This is a genomic window from Telluria sp. LT2P80, assembly GCF_059685955.1.
Map to the genome: position 1 here is coordinate 1 of NZ_JCASIO010000011.1, position 17,595 is coordinate 17,595.

Genomic DNA, 17,595 nt, shown 5'->3' on the forward strand with positions numbered 1-17,595 from the left:
GCTCAATGGCACTCAGTCTGAACAGTGTCACCCCGACCGGCCACATCAACAATATTATCTACTGGTGCGCTGGCATCTTCAATATACGAGGTCTGACATTCGGACACGACCTCAGCCCTAACTACTTGCAATGGCTTCTTGCCCGGCATTAGCATGGCCCGGTGCAAGCTGGTTCCGACTACCCAATTGTCGAGTTCGTGTCCGAATGTCAGACCTGACCCCGGCTTTTAGTCGAGTTCGTGTCCGAATGTCAGACCTGACCCCGGCTTTTAGTCGTGGACCGCAACGCCGGTCAATGCAGGCCGGGCGGCCGTGCATGGCATCGAATTAGAAGGCAAAGCCACGATCGACCGGCTGGCGGCACGAGCGGGCGCATCGACGTCGGCGGCACCTATACCCACACCAGCGGCGTTGTCAGCCGCAGCAGCGCATCGATCGTCGATGCAGACAGCATGAAACGCCAGCTTGACCTTTACACACTGTGAAAGCGTGATGCAAGATCGCGCCTGCGACTGTCGGTCTCGGGCCTGCTGCAGCAAGACGTTCGCGAACGGCGCACGTTCGAAGGCAACGCGCCGTTGCTGCGCGCAGCGACATATCGGGTACGCGCAACCTGGCGCCTGGTTTGGGAGCACTCCCTGTAGACGATGGCAGCAATCACTCTGGAAAGCACCGCATGACGACTTCCCGTCCCCACTGGCACGCCGCGCGGCGCAACGTCGGCATCGATTGCCTGCGTGGCCTGGCGATCCTGCTCGTGATCGTGCACCATCTGGCCTTGCCGTTTCGCCTGCCGCTGGGCCCAAGCCTGCTTGGCCAGTGGCTGCCCAAGCGACTGATCGACGCCATCAGCTTCAACGGCTACGAAGCAGTCTTCATCTTCTTCACGTTGTCGGGCTTTCTGATCACGCTGCGTATCATCGAACGCGATGGCGACGTTGGACAGGTCGACCTGCGCCGTTTCTACCGCGCCCGCGCGCGGCGCATCCTGCCCCTGCTCGGCCTGGCCCTGACGCTGCTCTCGCTGCTGGCCGTGTGCCAGGTGCCGGGATTCGCGCCAGAGACCGACCGCCAGTCGCTGGCCGGCTTGCTTGGTTCGGCACTGACGTTCACGTTCAACTGGTACGAGGGCCGCACTGGCTGGGCGCCGCCGGGCTGGGATGTGCTGTGGTCACTGTCGATCGAAGAAGTGTTCTACGTGGGCTTTCCGCTGCTGTGCCTGTGGCTGCCGCGCCGTGTCCTGATCGGCATGCTGGTCATGCTGGCGCTGGGACTGCAACCGTTGCGCGCGCTGGTGCCGATGAGCGACGAGATCTGGTGGGAAAAGGCATACCTGCCCGGGATGGCCGCGCTGGCCTGGGGCGTGCTCGCTGCACTGCTGGCGCGCCGGTGGCAGCCAGGCAAACGAGGGGCCCGCATCATGGGTCTGGCTGGTGCGCTGTGCCTTGTGCTGGTATTGGGCTGGTCGGACGTGGTCTACCGACATCTGTTCAAGTCGAACCTGTATGTGATTTGCGTCGGCGCCTGCCTGCTGCTGCTGGCCTTTCACGCGCAGCCACCTGCGCCGCGCCGCGGGCTAGGATGGCTGGCGCGCATGGGAAGCCTCAGTTATGAGCTGTACCTGTTCCACATGTTCATCGTGCTTGGCACCGTGGGTCTGTACCGCGCGCTGATGGGCAATGTACAAACCTGGACCTTCGTCGTCTACGTGCCGGTGCTGCTGTGCTGTTACGCGCTGGCGCGCCTGCTCGAACACGGCGCCGTGCATCTGGGTTTGCAGCGCAGACCATCCGTGGGCCAGGCGCCCGTCAAAGGCGTGTGATGCGACGACGAACCCGTTGGCTGTCGATCCTGCCCGCGATGGTGGCGGGCTATCTGCTCCTTGTCGTCATCTGGGCCTGGGCCACCTTTGACACTGTCACTGCGCACATGCCTGCAATCGCTGACGCGCCCCTGTCCGCGCGGCAGACGCAGATCCTGCTGCGCGTCGAAGATCCTGCCTTCTTCGTACACCACGGCGTGAGCCTGACCAGCGGCCAGGGCTTTGCGACGATCTCGGGCGCGGTCGCGCGCGACCTCTACCTGGAAGGGGCGGACCTGGGCGGGGCTGGCGGCGCGTTGCAGGCGCTGTACCGCAGCGTCTTCGCGTGCTGCAAACGGATCGATCTGGGCCGTGATGCGATGGCCGTGGTGCTCGACGCCAGGCTATCCAAGGCGCGACAACTGGCGCTGTACACCACCCATGTCTATTTGGGAACGCACAACGGCAGGCAGATCATGGGCTTGTCAGCGGCGTCCCGGAATTATCTCGGCAAGTCGCTGGAACAGACCAGCGAAGAAGAATTCATTGGCCTGGTTGCCATGATCAAGGCTCCCAACGCGTACCATCCTGTCAGGCAGCCAGCCGCACATGCCACGCGCGTGGCACGGGTGCGTGCGCTGGTACATGGCACCTGCAAGGCGCAGGGCTGGTTCGATACAACACTGGCGCACTGCGGCGCGTGATCATTTGAGGCCATGCCACCAGCGCCCGCCGGCCTGCGGCTGCGTCAGGTTCAACGCTTCGCCCATCTGCGGCGTCGTCAGCTTGATCCCGCGCTCGTCGGCCAGCGTCTCGATCCGGTCGAGCGGCTCCTGCCAGCGGTGCAGCGCCAGGTCGAACGTCCCGTTGTGCATCGGGAGCAGCCAGGCTGCGTTCAGGTCCACGAACGCTTGCAGGGTTTCTTCCGGCTGCATGTGGATGTCCGGCCAGAGCTTGTCGTAGGCGCCGGTTTCGATCAGTGCCACGTCGAACGGCCCGTATTTGGCGCCGATCTCCTTGAAGCCCTTGAAATAACCGGTGTCGCCGCTGAAGAACAGGCGCAGGTTCTCGTGCCGTATCACCCATGATGCCCACAGCGTCGAGTTGCCGTCGCGCGGCCCGCGGCCCGAAAAGTGCTGGGCCGGCGTCGCGACGAACCGCACGCCGTCGATCTCGGCGCCCTGCCACCAGTCGAACTGGCGTACTTTGGCGCGGTCGATGCCCCAGTCGACCAGACGGTCGCCCACGCCCAGCGGCGTGAGAAATACCGACGTCTTCGCGGCCAGCGCCATGATCGCCGCGTAGTCGAGATGATCGTAATGGTCATGCGACAGGATGATCGCCTTGATGGGCGGCAGGTCGTCGATCGAGATGGGCGGCGCATGAAAGCGCGCCGGGCCGAACCACTGCACGGGCGATGCGCGCTTCGAGAACACCGGGTCGGTCAGGTAGAACTCGCCGGCAAGCTTGATCAGCATCGTCGAATGACCGAGGCGGTACAGCGTGTTGTCGGGCGCGGCCAGCAGGGCTGCCCGGGTCAGCGGCTGCACCGGCACCACCTGCTGCGGCGTGGTCCCGGCCGGCTTGTGGAACACGAAGGCCCACCACAGCTTGGCGATCTCGCCAGGACCGAGCTTGTGCATGGCGACCGGATTGCGGTATTTGCCGTCGTGATATTGGGGCGACTGCGGCGTGGTCGTGGTGGTCGCCGAGACCGGAGGGGAGATTGCCATGGTAGCGAGAGCTCCCAGAAGGATGATGCCGATCAGCGGGCGCATGAACGCGTCGATTCGATAAAAGTGCACTGCGGCCAATTCGGACGTTCGGGCGTTGGCGCGGGTGGAGGACGATCCGGCGGACGCCCCGGCCTGGATGGCCGGAGCATCACGCGACGCTATTTGACTGCCGCCGCGTCGCGCGCACCGTCGCCTTGCACCTTCAGCGCAGCAGCACGCCCCTCCCAGTAATGCGCATTCTTGATCCCCAGCGCGACCGGGTCGAACTCGGGTTCCTTGCCGGCCTTCTTCTGCGCCTCGTAATCGCGCAGGCACTTGAAGGCATCCTTGCGAAGCAGGAAGATCGCGACGATGTTCAGCCACGCCATCAGGCCGACGCCGATGTCGCCCAGGCCCCAGGCCACGTCGGCGGTCTTGACCGCGCCGTAGATCGTCGCGGAGACGATGCACAGCTTGAGGAGCACGCCCAGCCACGGATGGCGGTTATGGCGGTCCATGTAGGCGATATTGGTCTCGGCGATGTAGTAGTAGGCGACGATGGTCGTGAACGCGAAGAACAGCAGCGCGATCGCGACGAACAGTGCGCCGAAGCCCGGCAGCACGTTCTCGAGCGCCGTCTGCACGTAACCGGGGCCCGACGCCACGCCCTGCACGCCGATGAAGCGCGCCGTGCCGTCAGTATTTTCGACGTTGTACTGGCCTGTCACCAGCAGCATGAAGGCGGTCGCCGAGCACACAAACAGCGTGTCGATGTACACCGAGAAGCCCTGCACCAGGCCCTGCTTGGCCGGGTGGCTCACTTCGGCCGCCGACGACGCGTGCGGGCCGGTGCCCTGCCCGGCTTCGTTCGAATAGATGCCGCGCTTGACGCCCCACTGGATCGCCATGCCGAGCATGGCGCCGAAGCCCGCGTCCAGGCCGAAGGCCGAGCTGACAATCAGGCGCAGCACCCCTGGCAGTGCTTCGATATTCATGGCCACCACCACGACGGCCACAAGGATGTAGGCGGCCGCCATGAACGGCACCACGATCTCGGCGAAATGGGCGATGCGCTTGACGCCGCCGAAGATGATCGCAGCGAGCACCACGGCCAGGCCGATGCCGGTGTAGAGCGGATCGATGCCGGCGGCGGTCTTGAGACCTTCGGCGATCGAGTTGGCCTGCACGCCCGGCAGCAGCAGGCCCGTGGCGAACAGCGTGGCGATGGCGAAGGTCCACGCGTAGCGCTTCATCCCAAGGCCTTTTTCGATGTAGAACGCCGGGCCGCCGCGGTACTGGTTGCCGATCTGCTCCTTGTAGACCTGGCCCAGCGTCGATTCGACGAAGGCCGAGCTGGCGCCCAGGAAGGCGACGGCCCACATCCAGAACACGGCGCCCGGGCCGCCGAACGTGATGGCGGTGGCCACACCAGCGATATTGCCGGTACCGACCCGGCCGGCCAGCGTCATGGCAAGCGCCTGGAACGACGACACGCCCTGCTCCGAGCTCTTCCCTTCACGCATCAGGCGCAGCATCTCGCGAATATGCCGCACCTGCAGGAAGCGGCCGCGAATCGAAAAGTACAAGCCCGCCCCGAGGCACAGGGCGATCATGATGGGGCTCCAGATGATACCGTTGACTGCGTTGACCAGGTCGAGCATGGTGGTGCGACTCCTGCGTTGAGGGGTTCCGGAAGAGCGGCATGTGGCCGCCGTGACGTCGCACAAGTTACATGATTCCGTAAGGAATTCACATCATTTTTTCGGCCCTGTGGCGCCGTAGGCCGGGCTGACTCAGGATGGGCAGGAAATGAGCGCTGCTGGTGCAGGCGCGCCCGGTCGGTGCACCAATTGCTGGCGATCTAAAGCGTGGTGGACATGATACGATCCCACCATGGACCGACGAAGCGATTACAAGACCGCCCTCCTCATCGACGCCGTGCTGCACGACGTGTCGATCGAGGCCCGCCCTGCAGCGCGCGAACTGGCCACGCTGGGCGTGCCGCTCGAAGTGAGCCTGCGCGTGCTGACCCGCCCGGCCGAGCGGCGCCACCAGGTCACCCCGGAAGACGTGCGCAACGCGCCATAGGCCCGTGCTGCGCGATTGGAAGACATCCTCGGGCGTCAACCTGTCACACGGGCGAAGCGGTAGGCTACACTGGCGCCGTACCTACAACAACACTGGAGACACCACCATGCGCCACCTGATCCAAGCAAGCCTGATTGCCGCCGCCATGCTCACCCTGCCCGCCGCCGCGTGGGCGCAGGCCACCTCGCCTGTCGGCACCTGGAAGACCATCGATGACAAGACCGGCAAGCCGAAGGCGCTGGTGCGGATCACCGAAGAAGGCGGCATCCTGACCGGCAAGATCGAAAAACTGTACCGCGCGCCATCCGAAGAGCAGAACCCACTGTGCGGCAAATGCAGCGACGCGCGCAAGGACCAGCCGATCATCGGCATGACCATCCTGTCGGGCCTGAAGAAAGACGGCGGCGACTACACCGGCGGCGAAATCCTCGACCCGGCCGCCGGCAAGACCTACAAGAGCAAGGCCACGCTGGCCGACAACGGCAACAAGCTCGAAGTGCGCGGTTATATCGGCGCGCCGATGTTCGGACGCACCCAGACCTGGCAGCGCGAGCAGTAATCGTTACCACGGCCCGGCAACGGGCCGTTTTCATTTTCCATGACCCTGAACCTCGCTTACCTTTATCTCGGATTTGCCATCGTTGCCGAAGTGATCGGCACCACGGCCCTCAAGGCTTCCGACAGCTTTACCCGTCCCCTGCCCAGCCTGATCACGGTCGGCTGCTACGCCCTGTCGTTCTACCTGCTCACCTTCAGCCTGCGCGTGCTGCCAACCGGCATCGCCTACGCGATCTGGTCGGGCGTGGGCATCGTGCTCATTTCGATCGTCAGCTGGTTGTATTTCAAGCAAAGCCTGGATCTGGCGGCCATCGCCGGGCTGGCGCTGATCATCGCCGGCGTGCTGGTCATTAACCTGTTCTCAAAAAGCGTCGGGCACTGACCATGTCAACCGCGCCGTGCGCCCGGACGTTACATCCGGCCCCATCCCGATCATCCCCCCCATGAAATCCACTCCGATCACGCGTACCGCACGCCCCGTTTTTCGCGGGCGCGAAATGCGCGTGCTGCGGCTTCTGAGCATGGCCGCCGGTGTGTTCGCCATCCTGCTGCCGGCTGCGCTGCTGGCCTCGACGGCGCATGGCATCCCGGACTGGCTCGAGCCGTACATCGTGCTGGTGGGCGTGGCGCTGGGTTCGGGCGGGTTCTTCCTGGTGGCGATGGCGGGCCATCGCATGGGGCGCGACGCCATGCTGCGCTCGTTCGCGGCGCTGCTGCTGATGGTGCCGTTCGGCGCCAGCGGCATCGTCATCTGGCATGGCAGCAATATGCTGATGGTCTACCTGTGCACGTTCTTCCTGGTGCACACGGTCCTGCTCTATTGCAGTTTCATTTATCCGCTGATGCATGTGCCACAACCACCAGCGCCACCCCGGCGCGCTAATAAAACGGTCGCCTGGAACCAGTTGAGCCGGCCCCGCCGCAATCCCGACGACTACAACCAGCCGGCATCGCGCGCCAACCGGTAGGCTTCGACGCGGTTCCCGGCCCCCAGCTTGCTGATCGCCTCGGACAGGTAGTTGCGCACCGTGCCTTCCGACAGGTGCACCTGACGCGCGATCTCGCCGCTGCTGCGCCCTTCCCCTGCCAGCCGCAGCACCTGCCGCTCGCGCTCGGTCAGCGGATCGCTGCCGCTGTTCCAGCTCTCCAATGCCAGTTCGGGCGCGATTGCGCGGCCACCGCCGTGCACGACGCGGATCGCCGCGGCCAGCGCATCGACCGGCGCGTCTTTCAGCAGATAGCCGCGCACGCCCGCTTCCATCGCGCGGCGCAGGTAGCCGCTGCGCGCAAACGTGGTCACGACCACGACACGGCAGGCCAGCTTGCGCTGGGCTAGGCCCTGTGCCAGTTCGAGGCCCGTCATGTGCGGCATCTCGATATCGGTCAGCACGATGTCCGGCACCAGCCGCTCGCACAGCGCCAGCGCCGCGCGCCCGTCTGCAGCGCCGCCCACGACGTCGAAATCCGGTTCGAGCCGCAGCAGCGCGCTGAGCGCGCCCAGCACCAGCGTCTGGTCTTCGGCGATCAGGATGCGGATCATGCCGATGCTCCCGCCGGCACGTGCAGTTCGAGCGCCAGACCGGCGCCGGCCTGCAGCGACAAGCGCCCGCCGAGCGCCGCGACGCGCTCGCGCATGCCGGCCAGGCCGTTGCCAGGCTGCAGACCATCCGTGCTGCGCAGCTTGCCGTCGTCGAGCACGCGCAGCACGGCGTGCGTTTGCCCATCCTGCTGCTCTTGCACCAGGCTCAGCGTGCAGCGCGACGCGCCGGCATGACGCACGATATTCGTCACCGCTTCGCGCACGGCCAGCGCCACCACGTGTTCGGCCGCTGGTGCCAGGTCGATACGCTCGATGCGCTCGTCGAGGAGTACGTCGGCCGCGAGCAGGCTGGCGCGCGCGCTGGCCAGCGCCTGCACCAGGCCACTGTGGCGAAACCCCGTCACGGCGGCGCGCACCTCGGCCAGCGCACCGCGTGCATTGGTTTCGATGTCGGCGATTTCGCGCTCGCAGGCAGCCAGATCGCGCCGCGCCAGCTTGCGCGCCAGTTCGGCCTTGAGCGCGATCATCGACAGCGAGTGGCCCAGCAGGTCGTGCAGGTCGCGCGAGATGCGTTCGCGCTCGGCGATGCGCGCCATGTGCTCGACCTCTTCCTGCTTGCGCATCAGGAGCGTGCGCGACGTGCGCAGCCGTGCATCCATGATGCACGACAGGCCGACCGGCATGCCGGCCATCAGGATCGGCAGCAGGAACACCATCTGCATCTGCGGGATCAGCAAGGCAACCACCGCGCCACTGGCGATCACGGCCAGCATCGCGCCCACGGCGCGGGCCGTGCCGGGGATGCGGGCGCACATGGCACAGGCAAAGATGAAGAAGCAGGCAGCGCCCGGATTCCACGGCGCCCAGGCTGCGCCGATCAGGCAGGTAGCCGCCACGCAGGCGCCGACGCGCCAGCCGCGCGGCCAGAAGCTGGCGCAGTACAGCGGCACGAACAGGATGATCGTCAGCGCCAGCAGCACCGCCTCGGCCACGCCGGGCCTCACGTAATAAAACTTCCAGAACAGGTAGCCCAGCGACAGCAGCCACGTGTATTGCAATGCGCCGTAGTCGGCCGGCATCCACGGTCGCGCCAGTACCTGCCTGAAGGTCGTTGTCATCGTGACTCCGTGATGGTTATTGCGCCAGCAGGCGCACGTCGGCGAGTTCGAAGCGGTACTCGCCCGGCTGTGGCCCGGCACTGAATGCTAGCATGGCAACCGCCGCCGGATCGATGCCGGCAAAGGCCGACAGTGGCACGCTGATGTCCTCCCACTCTTTGCCGGCGACGAATGGCACGCTGCTCGGCCGGTTATTGGCCGCGCCCATGATCATCACCTGGTAGGTCTTGCCGTCGCCGCGCACCTTGAAACGCAACACCCGGGCCGCGCTCAGGTCTGCCGGCTGCATCGGCTGCGCGCCGGGCATGAACGCGACGCTCGACCACGCATACGGCAGGCCGGGGGCGACGCTGGCCTGCACCGCCAGCGGTATCTGCCCGTCGGGCAGCGCCGGCAGCACGTCGAGCTTGACGGTCGACTTGCCGCCGGCGAACTGGTCGGTCGATGGCATCCAGCCACTGCCGAACGGGCTGGCCAGCTTCGCCGCGCTGAACTGGCTGATGCGTCCATCGGCCGGCAAGTCCTGGCGCGTCGATCCGCCGCGCTCTTGCGCGACCCGTTCACGCCTGGCGTCGCGCAACGCATTCGCGCTTTGCCCGTCCTTCCACACCTCGACGATGCGGCGCGTGGCCGTGATGTCGCGTGTCGGGTCGCCCTCGACCAGCAGCAGGTCAGCCTTGCAGCCCGTGGCGATACAGCCGCGCCGGCCCAGCCGGAAGGCGGCGGCCGGTGCGCTGGTGGCGGCGGCCAGCGCGGCGGTCGGCGTCAAACCTGCCTCCACCAGCGCCGCCAGTTCGCGGTGCATGCTGATGCCATACAGCGTGCCCGCATTGCCGGCATCGGTGCCGGCCAGGATCGGCACGCCCGCCCTGGCCAATGCCGCCGTGACCGCCTTCGGCATGGCCAGCAATTGGGGCTGCGCCTGCTGGCCGTAGCGCGCCTTGAGGGTCGTCGCGCCCTCGCGTTCGACCAGCGCCGCCAGATCCGCATTGCCCAGCAAGTCGTCGCCGCGCACGCCGGCCATGCTTTCCATGACGGTGAACGTCGGGATCACGAAGGCGTTCTTGCGTTTGGCCAGTTTGGCCAGGCTGTCGACCGCCGTTGGATCGGGCGCGGCGCCCAGGAACAAATGGACCAGCGCATCGGCGCCCGCCTCGAGCGCGGCGCGGGCGTCTTTTTCGGTGCTGACGTGAACGACGGCCAGCTTGCCGCGCCGGTGCGCCGCCTCGATCAGCGCGGTGGCCGTCGCGATGTCGAGCGAGTGCATCTTGCCGGTGCCATGGCCGCCCGCTTCCAGCACGATCTTGATGAAGTCGGAGCCCTCGGCAATGCGGGCGTCGACAAAGGCCTGCGCTTCGCCCGGGCTGCTCAGGGTCGGGATCGGCACGCCGAACTGGGTGCCATGGCCGCCCGGCGCCGTGGCCAGGGTGCCGGCCGAGAACAGGTCGGCCTGCCCCGCATGCCTGCCTGCGGCCATGCTGCGTTTGGCGTCCTGCATGACCGGCACGGCGGTAAACATGTCGATCTGGGTCGTTACGCCAAACAGCACCGGCAAGTCGAATTGCCTGAAGGCGTGGGTATGGGCGTCGATCAGGCCCGGCATCAGCGTGCGCCCGGCGCCTTTGACGATGCGCGCCCCTGCCGGGGCCGGCCCGCGAAAATCCGCATCGACGACGCGCGCATCATCGAACAGCACCGAGCGCCGTTCGTGCACGGCCTTGCCGTCGAAAACGCGTACGTCCTGGACCAGGGTGGCAGCGCCCAGCGCCAGGCAGGAGAGGGACAGACCAGCTGCGGCAAGAGCCGCTTTTGCGACGATGGTGGACATGGTTTCCTCACGGGTTGGTGTGAAACCAGTATGGCGATCGCGCTGGTATGCCGACAGGCGCAGTTGCCATCACTATCGGATGACAACTGTCATGTGCGACCAGGCTCTCGCTACATTTGAACGACACATTCACGGCAAAACAAGGACAAATCTGTCGTGTGCCGATAACCTTATTCGGGCCCGTAATATTGCCTGTGTGCTATCTTTATCACACTGCCGTGCTGGCTGAATAATGCAATCGATCTCGTATGAGCCAGAACACCGTCCCTGTCAAATTTGCCGCGCGAAAAATCGCCATGACGATCCTGCGCCTGTTGTGCTTTGCCGCCGGCATGCTGGTGCTCGTCGCGCCAGCAATCGTGCTGCCGGCCGGCGCCATGACGCCGCACGCGGGCAAGGCAGCGGCAACGCTGGCCTGCCTCGTGCTCGGCGCGTGTGCCTTCTTCGTGACCGGAATGGCCGGGCATCTGCTGCGCCGCTCTGGCCTGCTGCGCGCACTGGCCGCCCTGCTGCTGGCCGTGCCCCTTGCGTTCTGCGCCGCGTTGTTGTGGCGCGGCGCCGCGCCTGCCTTCATGTGGACCGCCGGGGTGCTGCTTGGCTTTACGCTGACGCTGTACCTGACGTTCGTCTATCCGGTGCTGCGCGCGCAGACGCAGGCATGGCTGCGCTGGCGCGCTGCGCGGCAGCTGGCGTCATTACACTAGCCCCACCAGCCGCGCCACCGCCCGGATCAGCAGATGCGGCTGCAAGGGCTTGATCACGTACGCCTGATACCCCGCCTTCAAGGCGCGCTGCTGGTCCAGTGGCCGCGCGAATGCGGACATCGCCACGGCCGGCAGCATGTGTTCATCGAGCCGCATGTCGTTGCGCACCGTGCGGATCAGGTCATAGCCATTGAGCTTGGGCATGCTGATATCGCTGACCAGCACCTGCGGGTGCACATCGCCCAACTGCGCGAGCGCCGCCACGACCGAATTGACGGTGACAACACCGGCGCCCCGCTCTTCCAGAACACGCCGGCTCAGTTCCAGGATGTCTTCGTTGTCATCGACCAGCAGCACGCTCACGCCGTGCAGGTCGATCAGCATCAGCTGGTCAGCTTCCGCATTCGCTTCTGCTTCAGCAACCATGCCGGCCGCGTCGTCGCCTGCCGCATCGACAACGCGCAGCGGCAGCATCACCGTGAAGGTCGCGCCCTGGCCGACGCCCGCGCTGTCGCCGCTGACCGTGCCGCCATGCAGCTCGGTCAACTGCTTGACGATCGACAAACCGATCCCCAGCCCGCCATGCACGCGCGCAGCCTTGCTGTTTTCCTGGCTGAAGCGCGTAAACAACTGCGGCAGGAAACGCGCATCGATGCCCTCGCCGTTGTCGCGCACCGTCACCGCGACCTGTCCGTCATTGCGGCGCTGGGCTGTCAGGGTGATCGCGCCACCACCCGGTGTGAACTTGAGTGCATTGCCCAGCAAATTGGCGAAGATCTGCTGCAAGCGGATCGGGTCGCCATCGAGTTCCAGCGGCGCGCCGTCATGGGTATCGATCCGGATGGCGACGCCCTTCTCGATGGCGAGCGGACGCAAGAATTCGGCGGCCGAATCGAGCAGTGCGCTCAGGTCGAGCCGCTGCAGATCCAGAATCAGCTTGCCGGTCACGATGCGGTTCATGTCCAGCAGATCGTTGATCAGCTTGGCCTGCAGGCCGGCATTGCGCGCGATCGCGTCGACGCCCCGCTTGACGGTGGCAGGGTTGTCCTGCGCGCGTTGCAGCACGCCGGCCCAGCCGACGATCACGGCCAGCGGCGTGCGCAGTTCGTGGCTGAGCGTGGCGAGAAATTCGTCCTTCAGCAATGCCACCCGTTCGCTTTCCAGTCGCGCCGTGCGTTCGGCCTCGAACAGGTACTGGCGCTGGTTGTCCATCAGGTGGCGTTCGGCCATGACTTCGCGCGCGATCTTGCGCCGCTCAATGGCGTTTTCGACGGCCCAGGTCAGGCTTTCGCGGCCCAGCCAGGCCTTGCCCACGAAATCCTGGGCGCCGTGGCGCAGCGACGCGCGGCTCTCCGTCCCGGCCACGCCGGTGAGGATCACGACAGGCAGGTGCGGAATCCTGTCGGCGTCGCACGGCAGGCGCGCCAGCACGTCGAGCGCATCGCCGTCGGGCAGAAAGAAGTCGAGAATCATGCAGTCGAATGGCGCCGAACTCGCGCACAGGTGCATCGCCTCGTTCGCCGACGTCGCTTCGACGAACTGGTAGCGGCGATCGTGCCCACCCAGCAGCGCCGCTTTCGCGTCGGCGCGGTCCAGCGCATTGTCATCGACCAGCAGGATGCGCCAGGGACGATCGGTGTCGTAAGTCACGGGCATAAGGGTTTTCCAGTCGATGATGTGTCTGCGCCCGGCAGCACGACGTGCGTCAGCCAGTAGCGGAAGATGCTCTCGAGGTTGGCCAGGCCTTCTTCGAAGTTCACCAGTTTGACGTGATAGGCGTTGCCGCCGGCCGCGTAGAATGCATCGCGGTCGCGCGGGTTGATGCTGGCGGTCAGCACGATGACGGGTAGCGTGCGGCGTTGTGGATGGCGGCGCACTTCTTCCAGCAGCGTCAGGCCGTCTTCACCGGGCAGATTGCAGTCCAGGAGCATGAAGGCGTAGGCGTCACCAGCCGCGGCGAACAGCCGGCGCCTGGCGTCATCGGCGTCTCGGGCATGCACCAGCAGGTTGCCGATGCCGGCGCGCCGCGCGGCAATCGACACGGTGTCGACATCGTCGTCGCTGTCGTCGACGACCAGAATGGGCGGCAGGTCGCTCCGCACCAGGGGCATCATGCGCCGGACTGCTTCATGCCGGCGCCGATCAGCGTGAAGTAAAACGTGGTGCCGACGCCCACTTCGGACGTGAACCAGCTGTGGCCATTGTGCTGCTCGACGAGCTTCTTGACGATCGCCAGGCCAGCGCCACTGCCGCCCCCGTAGGCGTCGCGCGTGTGCAGACGCTTGAACATCATGAAGACGCGCTCGCTGTGCTTGGCGTCGATGCCGATGCCGTTGTCGCGCACGTAGAACGTCGAGACGGCGTCGGCGCCATCGGCCGGATCGAGGTAGCCGATCTCGATCCGTCGCTGCAGCTTGTCGTTGTACTTGGCGGCGTTGGAGATCAGGTTGGCGAACACTTCGCGCACGCGGATACGGTCGCATGAGATCGTCGGCAGCGGCCTTGGAATCTGCACGTCGATGTCGCGCCCGAGCAGACTCGCACCGAGCATGTCCGTCGCTTCGGCCACCACGTCGCCCAGCGCGATCGGCTGGCGCGCGAGCGAGAGCCGGCCGACGCGCGAAAAGTGCAGCAGCGCGTCGAGCAGGCTGTCCATGCGCACGGTCAGCCGCAACATGGCGTCGATGCGTTCGCGGCCATGCGCATCGAGCGGGCGGCCCGCCTTCGTTTCTTCGAGCAGGAAGTGCGCGTACTTGTGGATGCCGCGCAGCGGCTCTTTCAGGTCGTGGCCGGCGACGTAGGCAAAGGCGTCGAGTTCGTCGTTGCTGCGCACCAGATCCGTGTTCAGCGCCGCCAGCTGTTCGGCGCGGGCGACGACGACATCGAGCATCAACAGGCGCAGGTTTTTGGCCGCTTCGATCTCGACCGGCTTCCATGGTTCGGCGCGGCCCCGCACTTCTTCCTGCCACACGGCGAAGCTCTGACGCGGCGTCAGGCGCGTGCCGTGCTCCCCGGTGGCCTTGCCGGCTTCGTACGGATTGCCGCCCCAGCGATACGTCTGCAACTGCTCGGGGCGGAACCAGATGACCCAGTCGCCCTGGCTGCGCTGCGAAATCGGAAACGCCAGCAGGCCGCTGCAGCAACCAAGCGCGTCGCCGCCCTCAGGATAAGCGCGGCCCAGGTCGTCCAGCGCGATGACTGTGCCGCCATCGGCAAGGCGCGCGCTGTGCAGCGTCAGCCAGGCTGCCAGTGCCGTGAGCTGCTGGGCATCCGGGGTGGCGCCGGCCATGCTCCAATGACCGTTTTCCGATACCGCCACGCCGCCCGCGTCGATGCCGTCGAGGAGCGAAGGCGCACCATGCGTCAGCGCGGCGTAGTTGCCGTCCGCGAGCGCCTGGCCCAGCACCGCATGGTGCGCGGCCTCGAGCTTCAGCCGGTATTCCAGATGCTCCCGGCCCTCGGCCGAGGCGATTTCGAGGGACGTGACCTGGCCGAGGAATTCGGCGGCCGCGCGCAGAGTATAGGGCAGGACGATCGGCGCGTAATGGTGGCAGGCGATCAGGCCCCACAGCCGGCCATCGCGCAGGATCGGCATCGTCAGCGTGGCCGCCACGCCCATATTGCGCAGGTAATCGGTGTACATGACGGAGGCGCCGCGCAGGGCGCAATAGGTCATGTCCAGTGGCCGCCCCGTCACGGGGTTCAGCAGCGGTACGATCTCCATCAGCGCGCCGTCCACGTCCGGCAAGGGCCGCACGCCGATGCGCTTGAAGATGGCGCGCGCGGGCACCGGAATATCGCTGGCCGGATAACGCAATCCCAGCCACGAATTGAGGTCGCTGCGGTGCGCGTCGGCGATCACTTCACCGGTCTCGTCACGATGGAAGCGGTAGATCATCACGCGGTCCAGGCCCGTCGTGCGGCGTACCTCGTTGGCGGCAATGTCGCAGAACGCGCTCAGGCTGCTGGCCGATTTCAGGCGCACCAGCGTCGTTTTCACCATCGAGTAATAGTCGCTGTCGGTCACGACCGTGTCGCCCGGGCGGCTGGCCGGCTCGATCTCGACGATCAGGACGCCGTCGGCCTGGTGGACCGAAAAGTCCATCGCGATATCGCGGCAAGGGGCATGGGGCAGCGGCGCGGTCAGCACGTACAGCGCATTGCGCTCCAGGACTTCGGTGCGCATCGCTTGCACGATGCACTGCACCGCCTGCGGGCCAATCACGGCGGCCAGGGGCTGGTCCAGGACCTGCTCCATGGCCAGGCCGGTACGCTGCGGCCAGTTTTCACTGGCCTGGCGCACGATCAGATCATCGGGGCTGAGCGCCAGCAGCAAGCCGTGCGCCTGGATGCAGCCCGGGGTCTGCACCGGTTCATCGTCGCAGTTGGACAGCGAGACGCCATGGCGCTTGATACTGTACGGGAACGGCAGGGTGCTGCGACTCATTGAGTGACTCTTTATCGCATGGCCGTTTGCTAGACGAAGGGGCGAAGAGTAACACTAACGTCGGAACTGCGGATAATCGTCGCGCGACGACGGCACCTTTCGCTCTTGCGCCAGACGATGCTTACTCCATCAGCCTGCTACTGCAGTCACGGTTCACACGTTTCAGTCGGGTAGTGCCCTGACTGAAAAAATAGCGGCCCTGTGCGGCGCCATCGATATCGCGATTGTTGACAGCGCGACTCCATTGCAGTGCGGCGGTATCCGCATCGAGCTCGAGAAACGCATAAGTCTGGATTTCCACCCAATCAGGCTGCGTCGGCGCTGCGTGGAGATAGTAAATCATGTGACTGTCAGGAAGCGATTGGACGCGGTATTTCGTCCCCAGTCGCACATAGGCGCTATCCGGGAATTGGGGGCCCACGTCTCTCGCCCAGATGCGTACGACGCCCTTGCAGCTCGCGACCAGAAGGTCCGACGTGCCTTCCGCCACCGAATCATCAGGGCTGATCGTTTGCGACGTCAACGTCCCTGACCATACGCCGTCTCCCAGGGGAGATGGTGCGTCGCCCTGGATTGGCAGCGCGGCGCAGCCCAGCAGGGCCAGGGCCAGGGCGGCCGGGAATAGCATTTTCACGATTGCTCCAAAAAGAGAATGTTGCTGTGTTCTGACCATCGCGCGCACGAAGTCACATCAGGCCACGAGCCACTTCAGCCGCCCTGCCCTGGCGGCAGACTGTCCCACAGGTCGCCCGTCGGGCTGATGCGCGGCGCCGTCACGCCAAAGTGCTGGTAGGCCAGCGGCGTCGCAATGCGCCCGCGCGGGGTGCGCTGCAGATAGCCTTGCTGGATCAGGAAGGGTTCGAGCACGTCTTCGATCGTGTCGGCCGCTTCGCCGATGGCGGCTGCCAGGTTGCCGATGCCGACCGGGCCGCCGGCAAACTTGAACAGCACTGCTTCGAGCAGCTTGCGGTCCATGACGTCAAAGCCCACGCTGTCGACGTCGAGCATTTTCAATGCGCGGTCGGCGATGTCGCGCGTGATCTCGCCCGTGCCTTTCACCTGCGCGAAATCGCGCACGCGGCGCAGCAGGCGGTTGGCAATACGCGGCGTGCCGCGGGCGCGCTTGGCCACTTCGCGCGCGCCTTCTTCGTCGATCGGCGCCACCAGCAGCGCGGCGCTGCGCAGCACGATCTTGGTCAGCTCGGGGACGTTGTAAAACTCCAGGCGCGCCACGATGCCGAAACGGTCGCGCAGCGGATTGGTCAGCATGCCGGCGCGCGTGGTCGCGCCCACCAGCGTGAACGGCTGCAGGTCGAGCTTGACCGAGCGCGCGGCCGGGCCTTCGCCGATCATGATGTCGATCTGGTAATCCTCGAGCGCCGGGTACAGGATCTCTTCGACCACCGGCGACAGGCGGTGGATCTCGTCGATGAACAGCACGTCGTTCGGCTCGAGATTGGTCAGCAATGCCGCCAGGTCGCCCGGACGTTCGAGCACGGGGCCCGAGGTCTGGCGCAGGTTCACGCCCATCTCGCGCGCGATGATGTGCGCGAGCGTCGTCTTGCCCAGGCCCGGTGGCCCGAACAGCAGCGTGTGGTCGAGCGCCTCGCGCCGGTTGCGCGCGGCCGTGATGAAAATCTCGAGCTGGTCGCGGATTTTTTCCTGGCCTACGTATTCGTCGAGCTGCTTGGGCCGCAGCGCGCGCTCGATCGCCTCTTCGTTGGGCGAGGCCGGCGCAGCGTCGATCACGCGCTGTTCGGTAAAGTTGTCGGTCTGGATACTCATTGCTTACATCC

At 65.8% G+C, this 17,595-nt stretch carries 18 protein-coding genes; 8 read left to right on the top strand and 10 right to left on the bottom strand.

The annotated features are described in order from the left end of the window. Positions 1-275: 275 nt before the first annotated feature. From AC56LW_RS21550 to AC56LW_RS21560, 3 genes are all read left to right on the top strand, one after another. A complete protein-coding gene (locus AC56LW_RS21550; protein WP_499637461.1) occupies positions 276-485 on the top strand; it encodes a hypothetical protein in 210 nt (69 codons plus the stop codon). A 191-nt stretch (positions 486-676) separates the two neighbouring features. Next, on the top strand, positions 677-1,822 hold the full coding sequence (locus AC56LW_RS21555) for an acyltransferase family protein (protein WP_499637463.1): 1,146 nt from the start codon (positions 677-679) through the stop codon (positions 1,820-1,822). Further along, positions 1,822-2,505 (top strand): transglycosylase domain-containing protein, encoded by a 684-nt coding sequence (locus AC56LW_RS21560; protein ID WP_332532595.1) that lies wholly within the window; start codon positions 1,822-1,824, stop codon positions 2,503-2,505. Before AC56LW_RS21555 ends, AC56LW_RS21560 begins: the two co-directional genes overlap by 1 nt. Here AC56LW_RS21560 and AC56LW_RS21565 read toward each other — a convergent pair whose 3' ends face one another. Both AC56LW_RS21565 and AC56LW_RS21570 read right to left on the bottom strand, forming a co-directional pair. Then, positions 2,506-3,534 (bottom strand): MBL fold metallo-hydrolase, encoded by a 1,029-nt coding sequence (locus tag AC56LW_RS21565; protein WP_499637465.1) that lies wholly within the window; start codon positions 3,532-3,534, stop codon positions 2,506-2,508. It abuts the gene before it with no gap. 161 nt (positions 3,535-3,695) lie between these two features. Continuing rightward, positions 3,696-5,177 (bottom strand): alanine/glycine:cation symporter family protein, encoded by a 1,482-nt coding sequence (locus AC56LW_RS21570; protein WP_332532593.1) that lies wholly within the window; start codon positions 5,175-5,177, stop codon positions 3,696-3,698. A 232-nt stretch (positions 5,178-5,409) separates the two neighbouring features. On the opposite strand from AC56LW_RS21570, the gene AC56LW_RS21575 reads away from it, so the two are divergent. The 4 genes from AC56LW_RS21575 (at position 5,410) to AC56LW_RS21590 (ending at position 7,130) form a co-directional block, all read left to right on the top strand. Next, positions 5,410-5,604 (top strand): hypothetical protein, encoded by a 195-nt coding sequence (locus AC56LW_RS21575; protein WP_332532592.1) that lies wholly within the window; start codon positions 5,410-5,412, stop codon positions 5,602-5,604. 106 nt (positions 5,605-5,710) lie between these two features. Further along, complete coding sequence (locus AC56LW_RS21580; protein ID WP_332532591.1) at positions 5,711-6,163, top strand: DUF2147 domain-containing protein; 453 nt, start codon at positions 5,711-5,713, stop codon at positions 6,161-6,163. A 39-nt stretch (positions 6,164-6,202) separates the two neighbouring features. Further along, positions 6,203-6,544, top strand: a complete 342-nt coding sequence (locus AC56LW_RS21585) for an SMR family transporter (protein ID WP_407070048.1) — start codon at positions 6,203-6,205, stop codon at positions 6,542-6,544. A gap of 61 nt (positions 6,545-6,605) precedes the next feature. Further along, a complete protein-coding gene (locus AC56LW_RS21590) occupies positions 6,606-7,130 on the top strand; it encodes a hypothetical protein (RefSeq protein ID WP_332532590.1) in 525 nt (174 codons plus the stop codon). On the opposite strand, the gene AC56LW_RS21595 is transcribed toward AC56LW_RS21590, so the two are convergent. The 3 genes from AC56LW_RS21595 to AC56LW_RS21605 are packed head-to-tail and all read right to left on the bottom strand — an operon-like array spanning position 7,097 to position 10,648. Then, a complete protein-coding gene (locus tag AC56LW_RS21595) occupies positions 7,097-7,702 on the bottom strand; it encodes a response regulator (RefSeq protein ID WP_332532589.1) in 606 nt (201 codons plus the stop codon). The genes AC56LW_RS21590 and AC56LW_RS21595 overlap by 34 nt on opposite strands. Continuing rightward, positions 7,699-8,820: a sensor histidine kinase gene (locus AC56LW_RS21600; RefSeq protein WP_499637469.1), complete on the bottom strand. Its 1,122-nt coding sequence runs from the start codon at positions 8,818-8,820 to the stop codon at positions 7,699-7,701. The genes AC56LW_RS21595 and AC56LW_RS21600 overlap by 4 nt, the downstream gene beginning before the upstream one ends. A 16-nt stretch (positions 8,821-8,836) precedes the next feature. Then, the gene (locus AC56LW_RS21605) at positions 8,837-10,648 is read right to left on the bottom strand and encodes a CIA30 family protein (RefSeq protein WP_499637473.1); all 1,812 of its coding nucleotides are present in this window, start codon (positions 10,646-10,648) and stop codon (positions 8,837-8,839) included. A 248-nt stretch (positions 10,649-10,896) separates the two neighbouring features. Between AC56LW_RS21605 and AC56LW_RS21610 the strand changes: the two genes are divergently transcribed. Continuing rightward, entirely contained in the window at positions 10,897-11,352 is a 456-nt protein-coding gene (locus AC56LW_RS21610) for a hypothetical protein (RefSeq protein ID WP_499637476.1), read from the top strand. On the opposite strand, the gene AC56LW_RS21615 is transcribed toward AC56LW_RS21610, so the two are convergent. From AC56LW_RS21615 to ruvB, 5 genes are all read right to left on the bottom strand, one after another. Beyond that, positions 11,344-13,008, bottom strand: a complete 1,665-nt coding sequence (locus AC56LW_RS21615; protein WP_499637479.1) for a hybrid sensor histidine kinase/response regulator — start codon at positions 13,006-13,008, stop codon at positions 11,344-11,346. The two genes, AC56LW_RS21610 and AC56LW_RS21615, sit on opposite strands and share 9 nt — an antisense overlap. Then, positions 12,999-13,466, bottom strand: coding sequence for a response regulator (locus AC56LW_RS21620; protein WP_499637482.1), 468 nt, complete (start codon positions 13,464-13,466; stop codon positions 12,999-13,001). The genes AC56LW_RS21615 and AC56LW_RS21620 overlap by 10 nt, the downstream gene beginning before the upstream one ends. Further along, complete coding sequence (locus tag AC56LW_RS21625) at positions 13,463-15,799, bottom strand: ATP-binding protein (protein WP_499637485.1); 2,337 nt, start codon at positions 15,797-15,799, stop codon at positions 13,463-13,465. The genes AC56LW_RS21620 and AC56LW_RS21625 overlap by 4 nt, the downstream gene beginning before the upstream one ends. 121 nt (positions 15,800-15,920) lie before the next feature. After that, complete coding sequence (locus AC56LW_RS21630) at positions 15,921-16,433, bottom strand: hypothetical protein (RefSeq protein ID WP_499637488.1); 513 nt, start codon at positions 16,431-16,433, stop codon at positions 15,921-15,923. Positions 16,434-16,507: 74 nt separating this feature from the next. Beyond that, the gene (gene ruvB / locus AC56LW_RS21635; RefSeq protein WP_332532575.1) at positions 16,508-17,584 is read right to left on the bottom strand and encodes a Holliday junction branch migration DNA helicase RuvB; all 1,077 of its coding nucleotides are present in this window, start codon (positions 17,582-17,584) and stop codon (positions 16,508-16,510) included. Positions 17,585-17,595 lie beyond the last annotated feature (11 nt).

What these genes read in the sequence shown, in the direction of transcription:
- AC56LW_RS21555 (WP_499637463.1), top strand. Translation starts at nt 677, where the DNA reads ATGACGACTTCCCGTCCCCACTGGCACGCCGCGCGGCGCAACGTCGGC.
- AC56LW_RS21560 (WP_332532595.1), top strand. Translation starts at nt 1,822, where the DNA reads ATGCGACGACGAACCCGTTGGCTGTCGATCCTGCCCGCGATGGTGGCG.
- AC56LW_RS21565 (WP_499637465.1), bottom strand. Translation starts at nt 3,534, where the DNA reads ATGGCAATCTCCCCTCCGGTCTCGGCGACCACCACGACCACGCCGCAG.
- AC56LW_RS21570 (WP_332532593.1), bottom strand. Translation starts at nt 5,177, where the DNA reads ATGCTCGACCTGGTCAACGCAGTCAACGGTATCATCTGGAGCCCCATC.
- AC56LW_RS21575 (WP_332532592.1), top strand. Translation starts at nt 5,410, where the DNA reads ATGGACCGACGAAGCGATTACAAGACCGCCCTCCTCATCGACGCCGTG.
- AC56LW_RS21580 (WP_332532591.1), top strand. Translation starts at nt 5,711, where the DNA reads ATGCGCCACCTGATCCAAGCAAGCCTGATTGCCGCCGCCATGCTCACC.
- AC56LW_RS21585 (WP_407070048.1), top strand. Translation starts at nt 6,203, where the DNA reads ATGACCCTGAACCTCGCTTACCTTTATCTCGGATTTGCCATCGTTGCC.
- AC56LW_RS21590 (WP_332532590.1), top strand. Translation starts at nt 6,606, where the DNA reads ATGAAATCCACTCCGATCACGCGTACCGCACGCCCCGTTTTTCGCGGG.
- AC56LW_RS21595 (WP_332532589.1), bottom strand. Translation starts at nt 7,702, where the DNA reads ATGATCCGCATCCTGATCGCCGAAGACCAGACGCTGGTGCTGGGCGCG.
- AC56LW_RS21600 (WP_499637469.1), bottom strand. Translation starts at nt 8,820, where the DNA reads ATGACAACGACCTTCAGGCAGGTACTGGCGCGACCGTGGATGCCGGCC.
- AC56LW_RS21605 (WP_499637473.1), bottom strand. Translation starts at nt 10,648, where the DNA reads ATGTCCACCATCGTCGCAAAAGCGGCTCTTGCCGCAGCTGGTCTGTCC.
- AC56LW_RS21610 (WP_499637476.1), top strand. Translation starts at nt 10,897, where the DNA reads ATGAGCCAGAACACCGTCCCTGTCAAATTTGCCGCGCGAAAAATCGCC.
- AC56LW_RS21615 (WP_499637479.1), bottom strand. Translation starts at nt 13,008, where the DNA reads ATGCCCGTGACTTACGACACCGATCGTCCCTGGCGCATCCTGCTGGTC.
- AC56LW_RS21620 (WP_499637482.1), bottom strand. Translation starts at nt 13,466, where the DNA reads ATGATGCCCCTGGTGCGGAGCGACCTGCCGCCCATTCTGGTCGTCGAC.
- AC56LW_RS21625 (WP_499637485.1), bottom strand. Translation starts at nt 15,799, where the DNA reads ATGAGTCGCAGCACCCTGCCGTTCCCGTACAGTATCAAGCGCCATGGC.
- ruvB (WP_332532575.1), bottom strand. Translation starts at nt 17,584, where the DNA reads ATGAGTATCCAGACCGACAACTTTACCGAACAGCGCGTGATCGACGCT.